This is a genomic window from Coleofasciculus sp. E1-EBD-02, assembly GCF_040218245.1.
Classification (GTDB): Bacteria; Cyanobacteriota; Cyanobacteriia; order Cyanobacteriales; family Coleofasciculaceae; genus Coleofasciculus.
In genome coordinates this window covers 47816-71072 of record NZ_JAVJQN010000131.1, presented here as the reverse complement: position 1 = coordinate 71072, position 23257 = coordinate 47816, and the positions used below count along the sequence as shown (strand labels likewise).

Here is a 23257-nt window from a genome sequence, read left to right as displayed (position 1 = left end):
AGATATTGATATTTCAGATTCAAGCAGATATACTTACGACGGCTTTTGTAACTAACATTACAACTGTCGGCAAAAAGAGGAGGTAAAGAGGTTGGCAAGAAGACGTAAGCGCAAGAGTCGCCGCCGCCAAGAGGGGCGCAAGATCCTAGAACATGTGCCTCAGTATAATCTAGAAAGCGGTGAAGATAAACCGGTTACAGCAGCACGTAAATATATTCAATCAGCCGGGATTATTCCGCCCGCTTTGCTACTCGTTAAGCGAAATGAGCATACGACAGACCGTTATTTCTGGGCAGAAAAAGGTTTATTTGGCGCTCAATATGTTGAGGAAAATCATTTTCTGTTTCCCAGTCTGCGGGTACTGGATGCTCCGGTCGAAAAGGCTGTAGTTGCGGTTCAAAGCCGCTGACTACAGCCAAATCTTACGAATTGACCAGTGCTTTGACACTTGTCAAGAGGCAATTCATTTCATTCCTGCTAGGGGGGTGAGATGAATTGCCTAATTTTTTATGAAGGCAAAAGGCACTAGGGAAGGAGAAAGGTTGCAAAGTAGAAGAAAATGATAACTGTTGAGTATGCTTGTCGAGTCATTTTCCTCTGATTCATGAGTTCAGTGCAACCGTCTTGTCCATTTATAGTCGGTGCAGCGATCGCGGATTCCCGATTTTTTGTGGGACGCCACGAGGAGTTGCAACAGATGACTACTCAGATGACAGGTACCCTACCCGGTAGCTTAAATGTGGTCGGGCGCAGACGCATTGGCAAATCCTGGCTGCTTTATCACTTCTGTCAAACGTATCAGGAATACGTTTCTCAACCTGATCGGTTTATTAGCATTTATCTTTCGCTTCAGAATCCCGACTGTCATGGGGACGAGGGATTTTATCATAAGGTTGGGCGACTGTTGTGGAATCATCCCCAAGTGCAGCGTCAACCGGGGTTAATGGAGGCGCTGAGAGTTCCACAGTTTAACCGCTTGGCATTTAGTAGCGCCATGGGACATTGGAAACGACAAGGCGTGTTAGCGGTACTCTGTTTGGATGACTTTGAAGTGCTAATCCGCCATTATCGGGACTTTGATGATGGATTCTTTGATAACCTGCGATCGCTAGTCGATAGTGGTGCGTTAATGGTAGTGGTGGCGTCTCCCCGGAAATTGGAATTTTATCAGCATCGGTATCGTCTCACCTCGCCGTTTTTTAATTTGAGTCAGGTGTTGGCGTTGGGGGAATTGCAGGAGGAGGAAGCGTGGACATTAGTGCGTTTACCAGCGAGTCAGGGAAAGGAGGGACAAGCGGCGTTGAGTCCCCCGGATCAGAAATTAGCAAAGCAGTTAGGGGGTACGCATCCTTTTTTATTGCAGTTAGCCGGAAGTTTACTTTGGGAAGCGCGTCAGCAGGGGCGAGATATAAACTGGGTCAAGGGGAGGTTTGAAGTAGAAGCAAGGCGTACTCCTGGGTATAGTTTTGAATTGCACCAATTACCGCTTCCGTTGCAGGTAGTGGTTCGGTTTCCCTTAAATTTAGGGCGGATGGTGAGAGGAATTCGGGGGACGGTGGATGAGATTGGTAATTTGATGGTGGGGACGGTTATTTTAATTGGGGTTATTTTAGTGGTTTGTTTGCTATTGAGTTTATTGTTTTAGATATCACTACCTTTTCTCAAGACATGGTGCAAACGCGATCGCACCTTGGGCGCATGTATTTTTGTAAAAAACAGACTCTTTTTTTTTGACAAAATAGCGGGTTTGTAGTACATAAGCTATCCAACGTTTAGGAGAAAATCGACAAAAGGGTCTATTAAGGATGTATATTAACCAATATGACCACAATAGCAACGCTAACCATTGATATTATGTCCGGTCAAACACCCCTAATAAAAATTTCTCCGTGTCTCCGCGTCTGGAGCGTGTGTCCTAATTATGGGTAATCGTTAGGACATGATATGAGCCAGCGATTGCCACTGCCCTAGGGGAAATGGCAATAATTGTTGTACGGATGGGAGACCGATTAGTCAAGCATCAACAACTGGCTCATCAGTAATGTTTCATTAATGTTTCATTTCAGAGCAATCAGGAGCCTTTTATGCCATTCAAAGTCACTGGACGAGTTTACGAATCTGAAAGTGGTTTAGGGATTCCTAACCTAATAGTCGAAGCCTTTGATAAAGATATCGTCAAGAGCGATAACTTGGGATACGTGAAGACCAATAGTCAGGGACAATTTGAAATTACCTATACAGACGCAGATTTCCAAAGCCTGTTTGAACGGTTTGAAGGCAATCCCGACTTATATATTGTTGTCCAAACACCGGATCGTGCCAAAATTGTATACACCAGTGAGAAAAACGTTCGTCCAGATGCAAGCACGGACGAATATTTTGATGTACCCATTTCCCGCTCCACCTTTCTGGCAAACAAGGAAGAATGGCTCAAAAATGAGCGGCAGTTGCTCAAACTTCTGATTGGGGTTGCCTGGATTGATGGGGTACTTGAACCGAAAGAACTCGAATTTTTGCAGCGAGTGGCAAATGAAAAAGGATTGGCAGATGATCAAGAAATTAAATCCTTATTATCAAATAACCAGCCCGTACCGCGTGATGAGTGTTATCGCTGGTTAAAAGCTTATTTAGGAAATTATCCCAGCGAGGAAGATTTTCAGGAACTATATGAAGCGTTCAACGCCCTCATGTATTCTGAAGGAGCGTTAGACGAACAAGAACAGGAACTGATAAAATCACTAAGTCTCGCCACCACCGCCCCATCTGGGACTCGCCCCAATACGCTTCAGCAGCGCTTCATGAGCGTTTTAATGGATAACGAATTCTTGGCTAACGTTCTACAAATGGAGCGCTCATCAATCGCTAGTGACGTAGCCAAAGGTGCGGGTTACTATGCGCGGGTTCCCTACGGAATCCTGAGTCGCCTCAGCATGACGGCGAACGTCAAAGCCCTTGCTGAGGATATGGCAGATTTTTATTTGACGGACAACTTTGCCCCAGTCAAAAAAGAAGTAACTGCCGATAATTTAACCGTCATAGGCGAACTCCCTCAGGAACTTTCAGGGATGTTTCTCCGCAATGGTCCTAACCCTCAATTTCCCCCCATTGGACTCCACCATTGGTTAGACGGGGATGGAATGCTGCACGGCGTTCACATTAGCAATGGCAAAGCTAGCTACCGTAACCGCTACATCCAAACCGAAGGGTTTTTACAAGAAAAAACTGCCGGGAAATCCATTTGGCCCGGACTGCTGAACCTTCCTCGGTTTGACTCCCCTCACGGTTTGATGATGAAGAATACCGCCAACACCGCCTGTGTGTGGCACGCAGGTAAACTGCTGGCGCTGTGGGAAGCTGGCGCACCCTATCAAATCCGACTTCCTGACTTAGAAACAGTTGGCGTGTATACCTTTAACGATAAACTCGCTTCCACGTTTACAGCACACCCCAAAGTTGACGCTGTGACGGGTGAAATGATTGTCTTCGGGTTCGCCCCCATTGTTCCTCCTTATCTGGAATACAGCGTCGTTTCCCAAGAAGGTGAACTATTGCGAACTGTACCGATTGATATTCCCGCCCCGGTGATGATGCATGATTTTGCCATTACCGAAAACTACACGCTGTTTCTGGATATGCCCCTGACATTCCGCCCCATGCGAATCATGTTGGGTCAGCTACCGATTAAGTTCGAGGCTCAAAACCCCAGCCGTATTGGTATCCTACCCCGCCATGGCGATAACCGGACAATCCGCTGGTTTGAGATTTCTACCTCTATGCTTTACCACGTTGGTAACGCTTGGGAAGAAGGGGACGAAGTGGTACTCCTGTCCACCCGCACACCTGATACCTATCTGTTTATTCCTCAAGAAGATAATGGTGAAGGTGGGGACACTGAATTTGAACATTTCCGCATGTATCGCTACCGGATTAATTTAGTAACGGGTGCGGTGAAAGAGGAACTTTTGAATGACCTAGATGTCGCCACAGAATTTCCGCGCATCAATGATGATTATACGGGTCGGAAAACACGGTATATGTACGCTTCCCGACAGGCAACCTATATGAGACCCCGACTCTTATTAGACGGTCTAATTAAGTATGACCTAGAAACAGGTAGCTCTCAAATTCATGAATTTGGTCGGGGACGATTTGGCGGTGATAGTGCCTTTGCCCCTCGTCCAGGTGGGACGGCTGAGGATGATGGTTGGTTGCTAACGATGATTTGGGATGCTGTAGAAAAACGGTCTGAATTATGGGTCATTGATGCTCAAAAGTTCACCGATGAACCTGTGGCACGAATACTCATGCCTCAGCGCGTTCCTTACGGTTTCCACGCCGCCTGGATTTCTGAGGCACAAATGGCAACTCAACAAAGTTAACCATCAACGTCTGGAGAGAGGGCAAAGCATTCGCCGCAGGGTGTATCGGTGGACACATCGATTAAGACTTTCCGCACCATGGTAGAGACGTTGCATGCAACGTCTCTACCAAATGAACGGACATGATATCACCCATTGCCCCCAGCATTATTTTTACCAATGCCAAATTTGATCGTAATTACCAAATAACCCTGGCAAATCCTGACCCGCCACTTGAGTCACACCGTTAATCATTTTCCCTTCAGGAATCCCACGAGATTTGACATCATCTGCCACAATATAAACCGTAATTCCCTTCTCTATTGCCCCCTGCAAATCTTGATCCAGTTTAGGCGGTTGAGTTTGTGGCTTATTCCCAAACACCAGTCCAGAGGCATCCTGTCCACTTACAGCATAATTCACCGCATTCCCTCTCAGCAAAATATCTAAATCCGCACCAGCGCCTTTCATCGCTTGAGAAATCCAAACAGACGGATCATCTTGTTCTTCAATCGTACAGCGATAGGCAGATTCAATGATTTGTAGCGCTTTCATCTTAATATCTCCAATCCTTCCTATTTCGTCGCAATAATTAACGTTCCATCTGACTCACTCGCCCATTTCCATAAATCACTCGGTTTACCACGACGACAGCCGTCAATCGCGTCATTTACACCTCGCTCATCCACACAAAGCCCGCAATTAATCCAATCGAATTGACACCCCTTGGCTTTGGCTTTTTCCTGGAGTGCGGCAATCCAATCTTTAGTTAAGGGATGATCTTCTTCCTCCACACTTCTCCCATGAACCGCATTCGCGTGGGGTTTTTGATGAGCAAAGGCTAAAGAAACTGCCCCTTCATAAGCAAAAACATTCACATTATACCCCCGATCAAGCGCCTCATGAATCATCCGGAACGCTGTGGTTGTCCTTGCTTGTTCAAAGGGACCATCCATAATGGAAAACGTTAAGGTTTTGGTACTCATTTTTTTCGCTTATCTTACGTTACAGCCAAATAGTTTTTTGTCCTTCTGCCATGGCATCAACCACAGCCGCAATGCTAGCCACTTTCACACCATTGTCTAGTTCTGTCTCTGAGATACCGCGTTCTCTCAGGGAAAAATCATCTGCCAATATGTTGACAGTGTTGAGAGTGGCTACACCATTTGCTGCTGTAGCGCGAGCGGCTAATACGCCATTTTCCACCAGAAACAAGGTGGTTTCATTTCCGGCATTAGCTAAATCTGATGCCAACTGATAATTTTGAGTCACTTGGGTTGAATCAAAGGAACTCCTTGATTCGATTAAGAAATACTTTGCCATTCTGTTTGGCGCTCCAACCGATTAGTCAAATCAAGCACTAATAATGCCAGGACTCCTAACTATAATACAGGTTTAATTTATTGACAAGATTATTTTTAATTCACATTTTTGCGGGTTTGTCAATTGTTCTTCTTTAAATAATGTTTAATTTTTAATCGGCTACTTTCAAGAATGTTGATTTTTGTGTAGAAACCGTTCGGCGTCATCTCAGACAGGGAACTGGATAAGGTAAGGTTATCGGCACAACCATGGGTGTCGAACTTAAGGTGATGGGGGGATGGGGAGATTGGCGGAAAAAGAAAGTTTCCTGGAAAAACGGCAAACTGTCCTGAGGACAAAGGTTTGAGCCAGTAAAACCACGACATAAATCAAAATGACGGGAACATAATCCCTGTCCCTGTTGATCTAAGGTGTTCAGTGTTCAGGGATAATTCCTGGCAATTGATGGAGTGGTGTAGAGACGTAGTATGCTACGTCCGTGCATTCTCACCAGAGAGAGCAGACTTATCACGCCGCAATGAGCCGCATCATGTTATCTTGCTCAATTAGCGATCGCGCTTTGCTCATGCTCTCTCTCACGATGCCCAGATTGTAAAGACTTGCAAACGATGAAACCAATGAATCCTTGGCAGAAGCAATCCCTAGCCATGCTCACCGTCGGTGTGATGGCGATGGGTAATGTCATGACTCCCAGCATCGCCAGGGCGACAACGGCGGCTAATTTAACCAAAAGCGCCGACTCGATTGAAATTTTTGTTCCGCCTCCGGAACGTCGAACAAGTGGGGTTTGTCCCGATTTTCTGGGACTGTATATCGACTCAATCATTAATCGTCCCAATTTAGCGGGGGGCAAATGGGGGATTGTGGTGGAATCGGTATCGAATCCGGCGATTTCCTACAGTCACAACGCCAATCAATTTCTCATCCCCGCCTCCAATAACAAACTCTTTACCACCGCCGCCGCTTTACAACGGCTGGATTCGCGAGCCTTAATTCAATCAAAGTCGTTAGATGAATGGGTGACAGTCACCAACCAAAGAAGCAGTAACAGCTATGCAGATAGCCTACTGCGTTACATTGGTGGACCCTCGGCTGTGAAGCAGACGTTAGCACCTTTAGGCGTTGACCCCAATGGTTTTCGACAGGTTGATGGGTCAGGTTTATCCCGGCAGAATGTAGCCACACCGCAAGCATTAATCTCGACATTAAAAGCGATGATGTATGCCAAAGGGAATGATTTATTTTATCGTTCCTTACCCGTTGCAGGCGTGAATGGAACCCTGAGAAATCGCTTGCGATTACCTGAAACTCAAGGCAGAATTCGGGCAAAAACGGGGACATTACGAGGAGTAAGAAGTCTGTCTGGGTATTTAGATCATCCTTATTATGGGAAAATTTTGTTTAGCATTATGGTGAATCAACCATCTCAATCGGGACAGGTTTTAGTGGGGGCGATTGATGAAATTGCCTTGCGCTTGGCTCAACTTACGCCTTGTCAGTAATCTTTGCTGTCAGTAGTCGGACGAAAATTAAAGTTAACGGTTGAGTTTAGCAAACAGAGAACGCAGAGGTTAACGCTTCAGTAGCACAGAGGTTTTAGCAGGGTGTGATAGTTTGTGCCAACAGCTTGTAGGGGCGCAAGGCTTGCGCCCAGAAAATCTGAGCAAAGCGACGACATGAGACTCCCCTCTCCCAAGCTTGGACTTTGCTGGCGAATGTTACAAAAGAGCGTGAAATCCAATAAAATCGTTAGCCGCTCTAACGTATTTCGGTCATTCTAGGGCAGAATGTTAAATTCGCCAGCAGTATCAAGCTTGGGAGAGGGGTTGGGGGTGAGGGCTGGTATGGGGTGATCGCTACACTGCTACCCTAATATTTGTGCCTCGGTTCCAATCATTATTAATCTAACCTTGTCCTGAACGATTCCCAAATCTGATACTGTAAGCACTCCGTCCAACTAATACATTTGCTCAATAACACCTTGTAAAAGGGCGGGTTTACTAACATCCGGGTAAAAAAAGACGATAACAGTAAAACCCGCCCCTACATTGATATCAGAAACTTCCCTCACCGCCAACCCCTCTGCGAACCTCTGCGCTTTCCCTCTGCGAACCTCTGCGTTAAAAAAGCCCACCCTCCCACCTCTCAACCCTAAACCCCAATAATCTTCAGCCAAAACAACCCTAAAAACAAAGCGCGATCGCAAGTAAATTGTATAATCAATCTAAATAGCACTCACCAAGCTTTACCATAATAGTTTGGGCTAAAAGTTTAATCGCATTAACTTTGTAGGGGCGCAAGGCTTGCGCCCATAAAACCCCTATAATCTATTACTAACTATTCAATCGACGAAAATCTGTCGCCGTAACAGACTCATCATTTCTCCCGAATTACCATAAGGAATCGGTGGACTCCACTCTCGCACCTCTGCAAACCGTAAGCGATGCAGCGTTTTAATGATACTGTTAATTCCTTTGCGGGAACCGATAACCATCACCTTGATAAATTCTTTTCCTGACACCGGATCAGTAGAAGCCTGAACAGAAACCTCAGCAGAAGGTAATTGACTTTCATTCGGCAAAAAGTATGCTTGCATTTGAGTTCACCTCTTTTATGTTCCAATTAGTCACATTTTTACAATAACACGATTTGTGACTAATTGGAACATTTACAGGATCATCACTCTCTGACACAATCAAAAGCATGGGAAGAGCAGGTAAAGCCCTCAAACAGACACTATCAATCTTTGGCATCAGCCAAAATCAGTTAGCGGCGGCGATGGGAGTCGGACACGCCAACGTTAGCCGTTGGGTTAATGAAGTCAGAGATCCTGGTGGTGAAACCATCCTAGAAATTCGCACAGCACTAGGACAAATTAATCCCGATGCGGCTGAAGAATTTATCCAGCTATATCTGACGATGCCGAAAAACGAGTGAATGCTTATAACTCCAGTTGAAAGAGGGTGAAGCCTTGAGACAAAAAAAATCGGCGCGATCGCGAGAACTTCTCACCCCAATATTTACGCCAACTTGGACGCCAGCCAATAAACTTATCCTCTTCAAGCTAAAGTAAGGATCGAACTTACTGGATAAACCTGTGAACCCGTTTTAACGAGTTTAAGCTTTAAGCCAGAACTTGAGTTCTAGGCTTATATCTCTCTCCCACTATGAAACTATTTCCCCTTCCCCGAAATCACCGCCTAATTATCACCCTAATTAGCCTTTGCCTAATCCTATTTAGCTGGCTCAACTCCCCCCTCCATTCCACACCAACCAATCCCCAAACAGAACTCTTTAACCAAGTCTGGCAAACCGTCAACGATAACTTTTATGACCCCAACTTTAACGGCATTAACTGGCAAACCATCAAAGACGAATATGAACCCAAAATCCGCCAAACCCAATCCAGGGAAACCGCCGCCCCCCTAATCAATCAAATGCTGTCTGAACTCAACACCTCTCACACCCACCTCTACATCCCCAACCAACCCGCTTATTACCAAGTCTTAGGAATCTTTGCACCCAGAAACCGCGACTTACGCCAACAACTCAAACCCTTCTTTCCCAATGGCAAACTAGAATATACTGGCATTGGTATCGTCACCAAAACGATCGACAACCAAACCTTTATCAGCGCCATTCTCGAAGGAAGTCCCGCCGCTGAAGCCGGATTAATGGTAGGCGATCGCATTCTGAGTGTGGATAATCGCCCATTCCAACCCATTGAATCCTTTGCCGATCAAGCTGGTACACCTGTACCAATCCTAATTCAGCGATCGCCAAATCCCAACAGTCAGCAAGAAATCACCGTCACCCCTAAATTGCTGGATACAACCACCATGTATCTCGACGCCATGGACGCCAGCACTGAGATAATTGAACAACAAGGTAAAAATATCGGTTATATTCATATCTGGTCTTATGCCAGTGATGACTATCAAGAAAAGCTTGAAGAAGAACTCATCTACGGTCGTCTCAAACAAGCAGACACTCTAGTCGTAGACTTAAGAGATGGATGGGGAGGTTCACCACTCACCGCCCTGAACATCTACACCGCTCCAAACTTAAGCTTAACCACGATTTTCCGGGATGGTACAAAATATACTCACTACGCAGGCTGGCATAAACCCGTCGTCATGATTGTAAACGGCGGAAGCCGCAGCGCTAAGGAAATTCTGGCTTATGGTTTCCAGCAATTCGATATTGGACCCGTTGTCGGTACGCCAACCCCTGGCGCTGTAGTGGCGGGGCGTCCATTTCTCATGTCAGATGGTAGCTTGCTTTACGTCGCCGTCGCTGATGTCTACGTGAATGGAGACAAACGACTAGAAGGAAAAGGCGTAACACCTGATATCCTGGTTCCCTTCTCCCCAGAATATGCCCAAGGCGCTGATCCGCAAAAAGAACGGGCGCTAGAGGTGGCGTTGGCAGCCGTTCAAGAGTGAAATTATGTTATTTTTATACACATTTTATACCGACTGACATCTATCTTTGGGTATACTTGGCGAAACAGTAGCGTTCTGGTGGAGACTCCAGACCCGTAAATCCTAGGCAGAAAACGCAAAAGCCCAGCATGAACTCTTTGGAATTCGACCGAGAAACTGACCGGATGGCGAGAGCAATCATGACTCGCAACAGCCAAATTGGGTCAGCCCTGATTGCCGATTTAACGACCAAACTGACTCTTGAATATATTGCGGCGGTGTTGGTTGTCAGTATTGAACGTGTGATGTGGTTTGAGCCAGACTCCGTTATTTGGGCGGTTGAGAATCTTATTCCTGCGGATATAATGCAGGAAATTCACAGAATTACTTCATTTACCCTCTATAAACAGTTGGTGCAGAAAGGATACGTGCCAGGAAAAGACTTGAGTGTTGATGTTAGCGGTACTGTGCTGCTAAATAATTCGCTCAAAAAAGCAGCTTAAACCCAGAAACAGTAGGGGCGCAAAGCTTTGCGCCCTATCTAATGGTAAAATCTAATCCACAATTTTAGCTGTGTCACGCCAGTAGGTTGGGTTGGCACATGTTACTAGGGCAGCATGTAGGGCTAAGGTTCCCTACTACAAACCTACTATTCCAGATGAGAGGTTGCCCATCCTATACTGTCGCTGTATCCCACTTCAGATAAGGCAACTTCGCCGCTGTCTCCCGAACCTGGTCAACTTGCTTCACCAGTTGTCCGCAACTATCCCACGTTCCTGTAATTAAAGTTTGCCGTACCCCTTCAGGCATTGAAACAGAAGCTTGAAAGTCACCGCAGCGAACCTCCATGGCTTCTAAATCTACCGTTATCGGCGCTTGCGGATTCTCTTCTAAAATTCTTTGTAACTGCTTCACGGTTTCCGGTTCAGCCGTAACACAAGGAACCCCCATTGCCAAACAGTTACCAAAGAAAATTTCCGCAAAACTTTCACCGACAATGGCTTGTATGCCCCATTTTTGCAGGGCTTGGGGCGCATGTTCCCGCGAAGAACCACAGCCGAAGTTGCCGTTAACCACTAAAATATCTGCCCCTTGATACTGGGGGCGGTCAAACGGATGTTGCCCTTTTGCCTGGGCGCGGTCATCGGCAAAGGCTTTGTCTCCTAATCCTTCAAAAGTAACACAGCGCAAATAGCGAGCGGGGATAATTCTGTCGGTATCAATATCATTACCCACAACGGGAACGCCTCGTCCTGACACGGTTTTAACTTGACTCATGGATTTACTCCTTTTTTTCTATAAAAAATATATCTCCATTTTGGGTATTTAGGGTTTGCTGAATAAGGGTTGGGGTGAAAATTCAGATTACTCATCGAGGAGTCGTCGCAACTCATCACAGGCATGATGTAAGGAAGACAGGGCATTACTATCAAGTCCTTGAGGACAGATTTCCCTTGATAATTTTGTTGCCGAGGATTTAGCTAAATCGATGCTATCCCATTTTCTAATTTCTGGAGAATTCTTATAATCCGTTATTTCATCGCAATTGCGATCAATACTAATGTAATAAAACCAGGTTTCAATATTTCGGGCTGGCACAAAAATGGCAATTTTCTCGTTAGGTAACCTTGGGTCTCGATTTAACTTGCCTTCCTGCTCATCCAATGCTATGTGCAAAGAGCGCAATATGTCATTTATGCTATTAGTGTCGGCATCAATCATCACGACTATGGCACGGTTTTGAAAATTTTTGCTTCTGTAGCTTTTAACCAGAGGTGCATAATGCTTGATAACGAAGTCATTATTATTTTTGACTTTCCTTCCTTTGAGATTAGGAAAATTTTTGATTTTGCGATCCTCGAATCCACAACAGACAAGATACTGTCTAATGAATCGTTCGTGAGCAATATCTTCGCATAAAATAACAACTTCTGGTTTATGGTCTTTACTCGTCATAAATCCATCCCAGTTCGATGAGTTTAGCCAGAGATAATCCTGTATCTTGTTGGTCGGTAATGGACTGTAGACGTATAATTCCTTCATTGGCTCTCTCAAACCAATAACCAGAACTACTAGCCAAATAGTTAATGAGTGCAGGGTGATGGGAGATTAAAATGGCTTGTCCGTGACTATCTGCACCTGAACATTGATCAAAAACTGTACTCAGCCAAGGCTGTATTTCCGGTAAAGCCAGATAATTTTCTGGTTCATCAATACACAAGGTATAATCTTCATCAGGCGCACAATATATCAAGGTATATAGGGCAATCAGAACTCGTTGACCATCTGATATTTCGTTAAGCTTGTAAGGCTTTTTACTGAGATTCGGGAAATATAATGATAAAATTTTCGCCTCTCCAATCGGCTCATTTTTAAACGAATCAAATCCATCTATTACCTGTCTTAATTTCATTGTTAGTTCAATAATTTTACCCTGATACCCGGACAGATAGCTATACCAAGCCGCATAGTTTGACATATCCCATACTGGATACATCTCTTCTTGGCGACTCTCTGCCGTCATACAAAAAGGATTAATGTGTACAAGTAAAAAACGATATATCCGCTTTTTAAACCAAGTCAGTTTTTGAGTATCCCATCTCTCAGATACCAAACCTACAACAGAACGTGAGTAGTCTACAAATGGAATAAATTCTCCTTGTTGGTCAGGAGAATCATAGTATATTATTGCTTTCACAACAGGTTTATCCCGCTCTATTTCAATTCTGAAATCCGATAGTGGTTGTTCATCAAAACTCAATCTCTCACGATGCATTACAGGAGGGGCATAATCGCCTTGATGTTCAATTTCCAAAGAATATCTGTAAATCCCTCCATTTCCTTCAATGTCTAATTCAAATTTTTGGATCGAGCGAGTTTCCCATCGAGTTAAATCTGTTCCTGGAAAAATTTGATTAACTTCAAACCTGTCTACAATGAAATATCGCAGTCTTTGTAACGCTGTGAAAACTGTGGTTTTCCCAGAACCATTAGCTCCTAGAAATAAACTAATATTATCTTCAAGCTTTATTTCAAAATTAACAAGACATTTAAAGTTATCTATATAGATTCTTTTTAACATAAATTTTCTCCTTAAAATTTGGATGCAAAAAGCTTGGGCATGAATATAAAATTAACAGTATTAAGTAGATTGAGTTAAGGTATTGTTACTCAATCTACCTAATCTTATCAGCTACTGCTGTTCATTCCTAATTTTCATAGAGAAGGCGATTAAGAATTTCTTGTCCGGCGGGATTGAATACCTGGAGACGAATAATTCTGGGATCATTCGGTCGCCATGCGACTTGATACTGATAATCCCCGTTGTTCCAGATATAAAGGCGGCGTTGAGGATTTCCCCGTACTTTCGCACCTCGGAGAACCAGGTTATCACCAGTTCGTTGATTAGTACCGTAGTACGTCAGGGCGTTGTTGCTATAGTTAATCGTGACCGACCATTCACCCCCTTGGAATGTCCCCAGAGGAACCCTAGCTTGGGCGACGACAGGTGTTTTAATGATAAACTCGGTAATTGTAGGCGCAGATAGACCGAGAATGGTAGCAAGCGCGATCGCTCTGATATTCATAGTATTTCCTCCGTTGCTGTAACATCAGCCTGGAAAGCAATTTCCGGCTAAAACGGTTTACTCTATAATTGAATTTCAACCCGTTTTAACTGAGATCTGGCAAAATTGGTAATACACCCCACATGACTCGCTCGGTGGGCAAGATTCACTACCTCTAATATAAGCGTTTCCCGCGTTATAATACTTGCCCGCGATCGCGGCGTGACCCAGCTAAAATTGTGGAATAGATTTTACCATTGAATCGGGCGCACGCCATGCGCCCCTACGGTTTCCGGGCTAATGGTTAATTCCTCCAATTAGGTGTGCCGAACCACTACTGGCGTGACCCAGCTAAAATGGTGGAATAGCTTTTACCATTGAGTCGGGCGCACGCCATGCGCCCCTACGGTTTCCGGGCTAATGGTTAATTCATCAATTAAGGTGTGCCACGCCACTACTGGACTGACACAGCTAAAATTGTGGAATAGATTTTACCATTGAATCGGGCGCACGCCATGCGCCCCTACGGTTTCCGGGCTAATGGTTAATTCCTCCAATTAGGTGTGCCGAACCACTACTGGCGTGACTCAGCTAAAATTGTGGAATAGATTTTACCATTGAATCGGGCGCACGCCATGCGCCCCTACGGTTTCCGGGCTAATGGTTAATTCATCAATTAAGGTGTGCCGAACCACTACTGGCGTGACTCAGCTAAAATTGTGGAATAGATTTTACCATTGAATCGGGCGCACGCCATGCGCCCCTACGGTTTCCGGGCTAATGGTTAATTCATCAATTAAGGTGTGCCACGCCACTACATAAAATTGGCTCAAGCTTACTCCATTAAAGGCTTTGAACCCGTTTTAACTGGTTTTAGCTTTCAGCCAGAACTTGAGTTCTTGGCTGGCTGGCTGGCTGGCTGGCTACTCACAATAACTGTCTAACATCAGAAACCTTCCCGTTAACCGCCGCCGCGACTACCATTGCTGGACTCATTAACAGCGTGCGTCCCGTAGCTGAACCCTGACGCCCTTTAAAATTACGGTTTGAGGAGGATGCACTAATTTGATCCCCTTGTAACTTATCCGGATTCATCGCCAAACACATAGAACATCCGGGTTCGCGCCACTCAAACCCCGCTTCCACAAAGATTTTATCCAATCCTTCGGCTTCGGCGTCTTTTTTGACTCGTTCTGAACCCGGAACAACAAACGCCTTCACCCCTTGTGCAACTCGCTTTCCTTGGGCAAATTGGGCGGCTTCTCGTAAATCTGTCAATCGTCCATTGGTGCAACTTCCAATAAAACAGACATCTACTTTTGTCCCCTGGATTGGCGCACCAGGGATAAGCTGCATATAACGATAGGCTTCTTCGGCGATCGCACGTTCTGATTCGGGTAAGCTATCAGGTATGGGAATCGCTTCATTTACGGCAATTCCCTGTCCCGGTGTAATTCCCCAGGTTACTGTTGGTGCAATCTCCGCCGCATCAAAGGTGACGATATCATCATAAACGGCATCATCATCGGAACGCATACTGTTCCACCATTCCACCGCTTTATCCCAGTCTTCCCCTTTCGGCGCAAAATCTCGCCCTTTGAGATACTCATACGTGACCGGATCAGGATTAATATAACCACATCGGGCACCGCCTTCAATGGACATATTGCACACTGTCATCCGTTCTTCCATCGTCATCTGCTCAAAGGTTGTGCCAGCATATTCATAAGCGTAGCCAACGCCACCTTTGACGCCTAGGGTGCGGATAATGTGCAGAATCACATCCTTGGCGTAAACACCGGGAGGAAGTTTGCCGTTAACTTCAATTTTGCGAACCTTAAGTTTAGACAGGGCGAGGGTTTGCGAGGCGAGGACATCCCGAACTTGAGACGTACCAATTCCAAACGCGATCGCACCAAAGGCGCCATGAGTTGAAGTATGAGAATCCCCGCAGGCGATCGTCATTCCGGGTTGGGTTAATCCCTGTTCTGGGGCAATCACATGGACAATCCCCTGATTCCCCGATCCTATATTATAGAAGCGGATACCATAATCTTTACAACTTTGCTCCAACACCTGCATCATCTCTTCGGCTAACACATCCGCAAAAGGACGCGCCTGATTTTCGGTGGGAACGATATGATCCACAGTCGCCACCGTGCGATCGGGATACAGCACCTTTAATCCCCTTTCCCGCAGCATACCAAAGGCTTGGGGGCTGGTGACTTCGTGGATTAAGTGTAAACCAATAAAGAGTTGAGTTTGACCCGAAGGCAAAGTACCGACGGTGTGGTAGTCCCAAACTTTATCGAATAGTGTTCTCTCGCTCATCTGCAAAAGGTCGTTATAGGATTTAAGGATAATCACCAGTCACCTATAGGCATAGATGCTGGAGCCTTCTATTTTATCGCGAGTATGACATTTTTCGGCATCTGTAGAGGGACGACATGTCCACTGGTGTCAACTTGAATTGAAGTTTTCCCCATAAGCTCCCATAATCTCTCTCTAGACCTTTATAGGGGTTTCTAATTGTTGCAGCAAGTCCTACCTAGAATCGGACTGAGATCTTGGTTTAAACTTCCGACATATTGGGGTAGGCACTTGAGCATCAATGAACGCTTTGTGCAAATCAATTTTAGTATAAGTTGTTCTTCCGCCATTTATATGGACTGAGACAGTTCCTCCACAACAACTGTTTTTTAACAATCCTTTAGCCGGAAGACGGCTTAAATGGGCTGGTTCAGAACTAGGCAGATTTTCAGCACATTGTTTGGATAGCTGAGTACACAAAATATGAGCCTCTGGAACCGATACACTTATCCCTTCTATGATTTCTTCACGAGGATTATTGAAACGATTGCGATCAATTGAAAAGATTATCAATTTGGGTTTGGTCAAATTACATAACTCTTGAGCAAATGTTTTGCCATCTGCACCACCCGGTTTTCCGCCATGATGAGGGAAGATAAGTATATCAGTGCTGATATCAGGTTCGTCCTGTAGCAGATTTTCTAATCCTATTTTGTCAATATCTGCCGCTAATATGGCGACTCGGTGAGAATTGTGGACTATGCCAATCACAACAGATATGGAGTTTGAACTCAATCCCCGTTCTTGTAAATCTTTTCTCCTAACACCATCAAGTATCAATTCAGGTGTTGGAGCCAGAACTTGTATCTCTACTTGACCAATGTTTAATTGTCCTGTCTTGGTTGTGGTTAGTTCTGTTGACACTGTCGTTCCAAAACGTTTGCGGGCATCTTTTAAAGCAATTCGTAGATCCTGCCAAATGGCACTATTTTTATTTGCATCAGGATTTAAATGAACATTGTGTATCCTGATATTCTCATCTAATAGCAAATTGACAATACCGGCAATATGGTCTGCATCTGCATGAGAAATTAAAATATGGGAAATTTCTTGAATCTCTTTATACTCAATAATTTCCTTTAATGTATTGCCATAGGGACAATCAATAACAACCACACCCTCTGTATCTCGGATAACAGCACAATTACCGTGACCAACATCTACAATAATAAGTTCAGGCAAGTCCATCATCGTCATCTGGCTCAGGTGCTAACTCAAATTTATCGAAGTATAAATCATCAGCCTTATCAGCTCCAATATTAACGTGAGCAAATAGACGGACACCTTTTTTTAATGCATCAGACCGAATAGTCTCAGGAATCAGTGAAGCTGGAAAACGGATGGCTTTATGAGGATTCCAACCAGGGACAATTGCATCGACAACAGGCTCATGAGATGCTTGATCAAGGTCAACAATTCTTACTAATGTTCTATAAGGTTTTCTGGTAATTGGCAGATAACCGCTAAGTTCTTGTTGACAAGCTTCAATTCCTTTGGTGATACTTGATGCATTTGCTTTGTCTCGACTTAACAAGACAGGAATTTTTCGTCTCCATTTTCTAATGGAAGAAGAAGTGTCAATTTCTACAAACTGAGATATCAGTAATGAAGGAAACTTCCGATCATACAAGGTAGCAACTAATTCAGCACCCGAAAAATTAGCCAGTCCAGAATTAGTCAAGCGATTATCACAAATAGCACCTTGAGTCTTTTCTAAAATAACTGATGCTAAATCATTGACGTTTGTAAAATGTCCCTTGACGACTAAAAAGGGTTCATACCCAGCGTCCTCTACTTCCCAGCCAGTTGCTTCTGCTAAGTCTGCTGCATCATCAACTATCGCTATTTTTTGATTAGATTGAATAACTGTCATAACAGTTAACCTCCAACAAGTGGTAGTTCTATGATAAATTCTGCCCCACCTAATTCTCCCTGAGCAATTGCCTGCACTTTTCCTCCCAAGTCAGTCATTGAATCTTTAACTATAGTTAGTCCCAATCCTGTCCCACCTGGTTTAGTTGTTTGACCCGGTAACCAAATGTCATTTAAGTTTATATCTCTAATTCCTAGACCATTATCTAAAATTTTTATCTGTACGTAACTTTCGATAATTTCAGTAACGATCATTACCTGACGTCCTTCTGTGCGTGATCCTTCGACATTAAAAGCATTGATAGTATTTGTCAAAATATTCGTAATAATCGCTTCTACTAAAGCCGTACTTCCGAGGATAAAATACTGATTATTAATACTACTTTTTACGACCTCTATTTTGCTGTCTTGAAGGAAAGGAGCAAATAGTTCAAGTATATCATCAATGACACGGGCAACCTCAACACGACCCGTTTTACGCTTTTCGCGCTTTAATAAATGCAAAGGAAACCTGGAAAAACTCAGTAACGACTTGCTAACTTTATAAAGGATGTCTACTGGTTTTGCAAAAGATTTTAAATATATCTCTCCTGGTAGTTCTTGACCTTTTTTCTCTATTCGTTTAGCGACTTTCTCGATTAGGGTGACAGGTTTACCAGACTCATGAGCAAAAACGGCTGCTGTTGTTCCGGCTGTCGCCAGACTTCGATAGAGTTGAAGGTCTTCCCGTAGTGCTTTTGTTTCACGCTCTTTTACCTCTTCGTACCGTTGAATTACCTTGCGTACTGTGTCACGGGATTGCTGTGGCACCGCTTTTTCAATAATACTTTCAATATTTCTTTTAGCAGAAATGACATCACGACTCGATTCTTGCTTAATTGTTTGTCGTTTATTTTCACTTTGTTTAAGCCTCTCTTTAGCCATCCAGTTCAATACATCAATGGCAAACCGCTTTAGCTCCAGAAAAGTTTCATTTTCTATAAAACCTAGCCTATCCGTCTTTTGAGTCAGCCGATCATTAGGATCATTGACTATTATCCGACCAATAACGGTGCTGGTTGAGGGACGTACCTCTGGGTTTCTGGCTCGTGCATAGTTTAAATTCAGCCAATCATCTCCTTGATCACCATAGGGTTTCACTCGCAAACCCCTGTGGTATAAATGAACATTACCCACTTCTGATAACCATTTTCTAACCTGTCCGAAAGAAGCTTTTTTTGTAGAGAAACTTTGAGGGTTTAGCAAAAATACCCATAATTCAAATTCTGCTGGTGCTGTTTTGTAAGGTTTTTGATAAATATCACTATGTTGGGCTTGAAATAGCAATTCACCCTTCCAGTCTAATACGGAAGCTTCTACAATTCCATCTCTATTAACTGACGACTTCAAATGATATTCAGCATCATCAAAATAAGATTCATTAACTTGTTTTTCAAGATCAGTAAATTCTGGAGCAATCAGCCGAGGGCGGAAAGCAATATCACTATCAAATGGATCTGCTAAAAATAAAAGTTCTCTGGCTAATCTTTTAACCTCTCGCCGACCCAACTTTATGTTTAAATTTTCAATTAAAATTTCCGTCCCTTGGGGCAAGTTAGCCATATCTTTTTGGACATCGAAGGAAATGTCTTCCACAACAGAGGCTTGCTCAAAATCTTGCCAATTAATCGTCAGAGAATACTCAACGGCGGGTTCATTTTTAGGTCGGGTTTTTAATTGTACTTTAGACCCTTGTCTCAACGCAGCTAACCGACCTAATCCCTTATCACCAACAGGTAGACGTCCTAAAGACGTAGGTTCGCGGGCGGCTTTTTTTGACCGACCTAGCACAAACCATCCGTTACTAATAGCCGCGAGATCCATACCAATGCCGTTATCTGAAATCAGGATCGAACCACCTGTGGTGTCAGTATTGATAAGCTCTACTGTACATTGGGTCGCATCAGCATCATAAGCATTCTTCACCAATTCGATAATTCCTTGGTCTGGATTAGGAATCAGTTCTTCACCTAATCTATTCAGGATATTGGGTGAAAACTTAAAATGCATGATTTTATCGCTGTAACTTGACAGCCAATCGCTCTGTTTAAGATTATACCTGAGTTCCATCGATGGGGTCGAGCCACGAACAAGTACACCCATAGAAGAGACGAATGTAGGGGCGCAAGGCTTGCGCCCTCACCCCCTCTCATCTTATGAGAAAGGCTATATACCTTCTATAAAAAAGCGATCGCACCTCCCACCGGAAATGCGATCGCTCTTTCTCAAGTCTACGCCCCATCAGGGACGCAGACGCTAAACACTCAAGACTTAGCCTTGTTGTTCTTCAACTTCAGCCACCATCAACAGTGTCTTCATCACCGAGTCAGGGTTCAAACTCATTGAGTCAATTCCCAACTCAACCAAGAACTTGGCAAACTCAGGATAGTCACTAGGCGCTTGACCGCAGATACCAATCTTACGACCATTCTTCTTCGCCTTCTCAATCACCATCCGCACCATTTCCTTAACCCCGTCGTTGCGCTCATCAAAGATGTGAGCTACTAAACCGGAGTCGCGGTCTAGACCCAAGGTTAACTGAGTCAGGTCATTGGAACCAATGGAGAACCCATCAAACACTTCACTGAACTGATCAGCCAAGATCACGTTGCTGGGAATCTCGCACATCACATAGACTTGGAGTCCATTTTCGCCACGCTTCAAGCCGTGTTTCTCCATTTCCGCCAGCACTTTGCGCCCTTCATCAGGAGTACGGCAGAAGGGAACCATGGGGATCACATTCGTTAAACCCATGTCATCCCGAACCCGCTTGATCGCTTGACACTCTAACCCATAGGCTTCGGCATAGTTGTCATCGTAGTAACGAGACGCACCACGCCAGCCAATCATCGGGTTTTCTTCCTTCGGCTCAAACTGCTGACCGCCGAGGAGGTTGGCATATTCGTTACTCTTGAAGTCGGACATCCGTAACACAACTGGGTTGGGATAGAATGCCGCCGCAATCATTGCCACACCCCGCGCCAACTTATCTACGAAGAAGTCCGCCTTACGTTCGTAGAGGTAGGTCATCTTGTAGACTTCCCGCTTGACTGTGGCATCTTCGAGCTTGTCGAAGTTCAGCAGTGCTAAGGGGTGCGCCTTAATATGATTGGCGATGATGAACTCTAAGCGGGCTAATCCCACGCCATCACAGGGGATCGCCGCCAAACCAAAGGCTTCTTCTGGGTTACCCACGTTCATCAAAATCTTGGTGCGGGTTGTGGGGAGGTTTTCCAGTTGGGTTTCTTGGACTTCAAAGGGTACAAGCCCTTCGTAAACCCGTCCTTCTTCCCCTTCAGAGCAGGAAACGGTGACCTCTTGTCCACTCTTAAGCACACCTGTGGCATCACCACAACCCACAATCGCGGGGATTCCCATTTCACGAGCAATAATTGCCGCGTGGCAGGTACGTCCACCTTGGTTGGTGACAATGGCTGATGCCCGCTTCATGATTGGTTCCCAGTCGGGGTCAGTCTTGTTGGTGACTAAGACTTCACCGGGTTCAAACTCATCAATCTTGTGGACATCCAGAATGACTTTGGCTTTGCCTTGACCAATCATTTCGCCAACAGCGCGACCGGTGACCGCCACCTCGGAGGTTCCTTTCAGCTGATAGCTCTTGAGGACGCTCTTGGACTTCTGGGATTGAACGGTTTCTGGACGAGCTTGGACGATGTACAACTCCCCAGTTTCACCGTCTTTTGCCCACTCAATGTCCATGGGGGTGTAGACACCCCGGACTTCGGAGTAGTGGTCTTCAATAATACAACCCCAGCGAGCCAGTTGCAGAATTTCTTCGTCGTTGATCGCGTATTTGACTTGCTCAGGCTCTGACACGGGTACGTTCTTGGTCAGTTTTGAACCACCGATGTCATAGATCATCTTGATTTCTTTGCTGCCCAAGCGCTTTTCTAGAATCGGGCGATACCCGTCCTTAAGCGTTGGTTTGAAGACAAAGTATTCGTCGGGGTTGACAGCACCTTGGACAACGTTTTCGCCCAAACCATAGGCAGCGGTAACTAGGGCGGCATTCTTGAAGCCTGTTTCTGTGTCAATGGAGAACATGACACCGGAAGAGGCTAAGTCAGAGCGCACCATTTTCTGCACACCAACGGACAGGGCGACATCAAAGTGATCAAACCCTTTGAGAGTCCGATAGGAGATGGCGCGGTCAGTGAAGATGGAGGCAAAGCAACGATGGCAAGCGTCTAAAACGTCCAGGACACCGTAGACGTTCAGGTAGGTTTCTTGCTGACCCGCGAAACTGGCATCAGGCAAGTCTTCAGCCGTAGCGGATGAACGGACAGCTACGTCAACCGCTTGGCTTTTCTCCTTGCATTCTTCTTGGTATTCCGGCTCAAACCGATCGCAAAACTCAGCGGTAACGCCATACCGTTCGCACAGCTTCAGGTAAGATTCCGCGATCGCGGTTCGCAGATCTTCCGGGAACGGTGTGTTGAGAATCAAAGACCGCGCTTGCTTACCCCTGACTCGCAGGTTACTCATATCCTCGACATCGAGGTCAGAAAACAGTTCGCGTAGCCTTTCTTCTAAACCGGCTTCCTTAATGAAGTAACGGTATGCATAAGCAGTCGTGGCAAATCCGGTGGGAACTCTGACGCCCTTAGCCGTCAGTTGTCGGATCATTTCACCCAGGGAGGCGTTTTTACCACCCACCAAGGGAACATCGACAATTCCTACCTCTTCAAACCACAGAATGAGAGCTTGTTCTTTGGACGATTGAGATGTTGTTGTTTCAGTAGCTGCAACCATTAAGTATTTCCTCCTACTCTTGGTTTCAGTATTTCAGTTTACCGATACTCAGCCGAAAAAATTCCTTTAGGTAATATTTTCTTTAGGATTCGGCTGTTTTTTATAGAACCATACCTCACAATTAAATTCGTAGCGATTTACACATTTATTTTTTGGCAACTCTGGCTACAGTCATAATCGCCGCCAAAATTGAATTGATGTTTATCAATTCTTTAGGTTTTGACTTAAGGCGTTGAATTAGGGAATAGATAGCTCAATCCACACTTGCTCAATCCCCACCTTGTCGCGCTTTGGCGGGTTTGTAGCCTTGCAAACTTCTTCTGGCGTTCTCCTTGAATAATTACTTACTTATTAGGAGAGCGAGTAATTCGGTCACAGTCCTTTATTTCAGAACAGTTATACCATAGCAGACTATTGAGAAATAGACAAGCCGTAATCCCTAATTTAAATCAGCACTAAAGCCACCCAACCCTAGGTATATTGACAACCTAGATATTGTTTATTCGGGAGGTAACCCCAATGATAGCTCTGC

General features: G+C 44.8%; 20 protein-coding genes. 7 read left to right on the top strand and 13 right to left on the bottom strand.

Annotated features, from left to right (window positions below):
- Nucleotides 1-91 precede the first annotated feature (91 nt).
- The 3 genes from RIC07_RS21515 (at nucleotide 92) to RIC07_RS21505 (ending at nucleotide 4379) form a co-directional block, all read left to right on the top strand.
- A complete protein-coding gene (locus RIC07_RS21515; protein ID WP_044209540.1) occupies nucleotides 92-409 on the top strand; it encodes a DUF3155 domain-containing protein in 318 nt (105 codons plus the stop codon).
- 195 nt (nucleotides 410-604) lie between these two features.
- Nucleotides 605-1645: an ATP-binding protein gene (locus tag RIC07_RS21510; protein WP_446396306.1), complete on the top strand. Its 1041-nt coding sequence runs from the start codon at nucleotides 605-607 to the stop codon at nucleotides 1643-1645.
- A gap of 439 nt (nucleotides 1646-2084) precedes the next feature.
- Nucleotides 2085-4379, top strand: coding sequence for a carotenoid oxygenase family protein (locus RIC07_RS21505; RefSeq protein ID WP_446396305.1), 2295 nt, complete (start codon nucleotides 2085-2087; stop codon nucleotides 4377-4379).
- 153 nt (nucleotides 4380-4532) lie between these two features.
- On the opposite strand, the gene RIC07_RS21500 is transcribed toward RIC07_RS21505, so the two are convergent.
- The 3 genes from RIC07_RS21500 to RIC07_RS21490 are packed head-to-tail and all read right to left on the bottom strand — an operon-like array spanning nucleotide 4533 to nucleotide 5681.
- The gene (locus RIC07_RS21500) at nucleotides 4533-4913 is read right to left on the bottom strand and encodes a DsrE family protein (protein ID WP_006103800.1); all 381 of its coding nucleotides are present in this window, start codon (nucleotides 4911-4913) and stop codon (nucleotides 4533-4535) included.
- Nucleotides 4914-4933: 20 nt separating this feature from the next.
- Entirely contained in the window at nucleotides 4934-5344 is a 411-nt protein-coding gene (locus RIC07_RS21495; protein WP_446396304.1) for a DsrE/DsrF/TusD sulfur relay family protein, read from the bottom strand.
- Between the two features lie 19 nt (nucleotides 5345-5363).
- The gene (locus tag RIC07_RS21490; RefSeq protein ID WP_446396303.1) at nucleotides 5364-5681 is read right to left on the bottom strand and encodes a DsrH/TusB family sulfur metabolism protein; all 318 of its coding nucleotides are present in this window, start codon (nucleotides 5679-5681) and stop codon (nucleotides 5364-5366) included.
- A 608-nt stretch (nucleotides 5682-6289) separates the two neighbouring features.
- On the opposite strand from RIC07_RS21490, the gene RIC07_RS21485 reads away from it, so the two are divergent.
- Entirely contained in the window at nucleotides 6290-7183 is an 894-nt protein-coding gene (locus tag RIC07_RS21485) for a D-alanyl-D-alanine carboxypeptidase (protein WP_446396302.1), read from the top strand.
- An 839-nt stretch (nucleotides 7184-8022) separates the two neighbouring features.
- On the opposite strand, the gene RIC07_RS21480 is transcribed toward RIC07_RS21485, so the two are convergent.
- Complete coding sequence (locus RIC07_RS21480) at nucleotides 8023-8277, bottom strand: hypothetical protein (protein WP_446396301.1); 255 nt, start codon at nucleotides 8275-8277, stop codon at nucleotides 8023-8025.
- A gap of 107 nt (nucleotides 8278-8384) precedes the next feature.
- Here RIC07_RS21480 and RIC07_RS21475 point away from each other — a divergent pair, with 107 nt between their 5' ends.
- The 3 genes from RIC07_RS21475 to RIC07_RS21465 all read left to right on the top strand — a co-directional run bounded on the left by RIC07_RS21475 (nucleotide 8385) and on the right by RIC07_RS21465 (nucleotide 10608).
- Nucleotides 8385-8618, top strand: coding sequence for a helix-turn-helix domain-containing protein (locus tag RIC07_RS21475; RefSeq protein ID WP_446381849.1), 234 nt, complete (start codon nucleotides 8385-8387; stop codon nucleotides 8616-8618).
- A gap of 230 nt (nucleotides 8619-8848) precedes the next feature.
- Nucleotides 8849-10126 (top strand): S41 family peptidase, encoded by a 1278-nt coding sequence (locus RIC07_RS21470; protein WP_446396300.1) that lies wholly within the window; start codon nucleotides 8849-8851, stop codon nucleotides 10124-10126.
- 128 nt (nucleotides 10127-10254) lie between these two features.
- Nucleotides 10255-10608: a hypothetical protein gene (locus RIC07_RS21465; RefSeq protein WP_446385975.1), complete on the top strand. Its 354-nt coding sequence runs from the start codon at nucleotides 10255-10257 to the stop codon at nucleotides 10606-10608.
- A 172-nt stretch (nucleotides 10609-10780) separates the two neighbouring features.
- On the opposite strand, the gene leuD is transcribed toward RIC07_RS21465, so the two are convergent.
- The 9 genes from leuD to ppsA form a co-directional block, all read right to left on the bottom strand.
- Nucleotides 10781-11383 carry a 3-isopropylmalate dehydratase small subunit gene (gene leuD / locus RIC07_RS21460; protein ID WP_446396299.1) on the bottom strand — a complete coding sequence of 201 codons (603 nt, stop codon included), beginning with the start codon at nucleotides 11381-11383 and terminating at the stop codon, nucleotides 10781-10783.
- Between the two features lie 87 nt (nucleotides 11384-11470).
- A complete protein-coding gene (locus RIC07_RS21455; protein WP_446396298.1) occupies nucleotides 11471-12061 on the bottom strand; it encodes a hypothetical protein in 591 nt (196 codons plus the stop codon).
- Nucleotides 12051-13187 carry an AAA family ATPase gene (locus RIC07_RS21450; RefSeq protein WP_446396297.1) on the bottom strand — a complete coding sequence of 379 codons (1137 nt, stop codon included), beginning with the start codon at nucleotides 13185-13187 and terminating at the stop codon, nucleotides 12051-12053. The genes RIC07_RS21455 and RIC07_RS21450 overlap by 11 nt, the downstream gene beginning before the upstream one ends.
- A gap of 127 nt (nucleotides 13188-13314) precedes the next feature.
- Nucleotides 13315-13692, bottom strand: a complete 378-nt coding sequence (locus RIC07_RS21445) for a hypothetical protein (RefSeq protein WP_446396296.1) — start codon at nucleotides 13690-13692, stop codon at nucleotides 13315-13317.
- Nucleotides 13693-14598: 906 nt separating this feature from the next.
- Nucleotides 14599-16002 (bottom strand): 3-isopropylmalate dehydratase large subunit, encoded by a 1404-nt coding sequence (leuC, locus tag RIC07_RS21440; RefSeq protein WP_446396295.1) that lies wholly within the window; start codon nucleotides 16000-16002, stop codon nucleotides 14599-14601.
- Nucleotides 16003-16215: 213 nt separating this feature from the next.
- Entirely contained in the window at nucleotides 16216-17238 is a 1023-nt protein-coding gene (locus tag RIC07_RS21435; protein ID WP_446396294.1) for a ComEC/Rec2 family competence protein, read from the bottom strand.
- Nucleotides 17216-17914, bottom strand: coding sequence for a hypothetical protein (locus RIC07_RS21430; protein WP_446396293.1), 699 nt, complete (start codon nucleotides 17912-17914; stop codon nucleotides 17216-17218). The genes RIC07_RS21435 and RIC07_RS21430 overlap by 23 nt, the downstream gene beginning before the upstream one ends.
- A gap of 5 nt (nucleotides 17915-17919) precedes the next feature.
- A complete protein-coding gene (locus RIC07_RS21425) occupies nucleotides 17920-19962 on the bottom strand; it encodes a sensor histidine kinase (RefSeq protein ID WP_446396292.1) in 2043 nt (680 codons plus the stop codon).
- Between the two features lie 261 nt (nucleotides 19963-20223).
- On the bottom strand, nucleotides 20224-22725 hold the full coding sequence (gene ppsA, locus RIC07_RS21420; RefSeq protein WP_446396291.1) for a phosphoenolpyruvate synthase: 2502 nt from the start codon (nucleotides 22723-22725) through the stop codon (nucleotides 20224-20226).
- Nucleotides 22726-23257 lie beyond the last annotated feature (532 nt).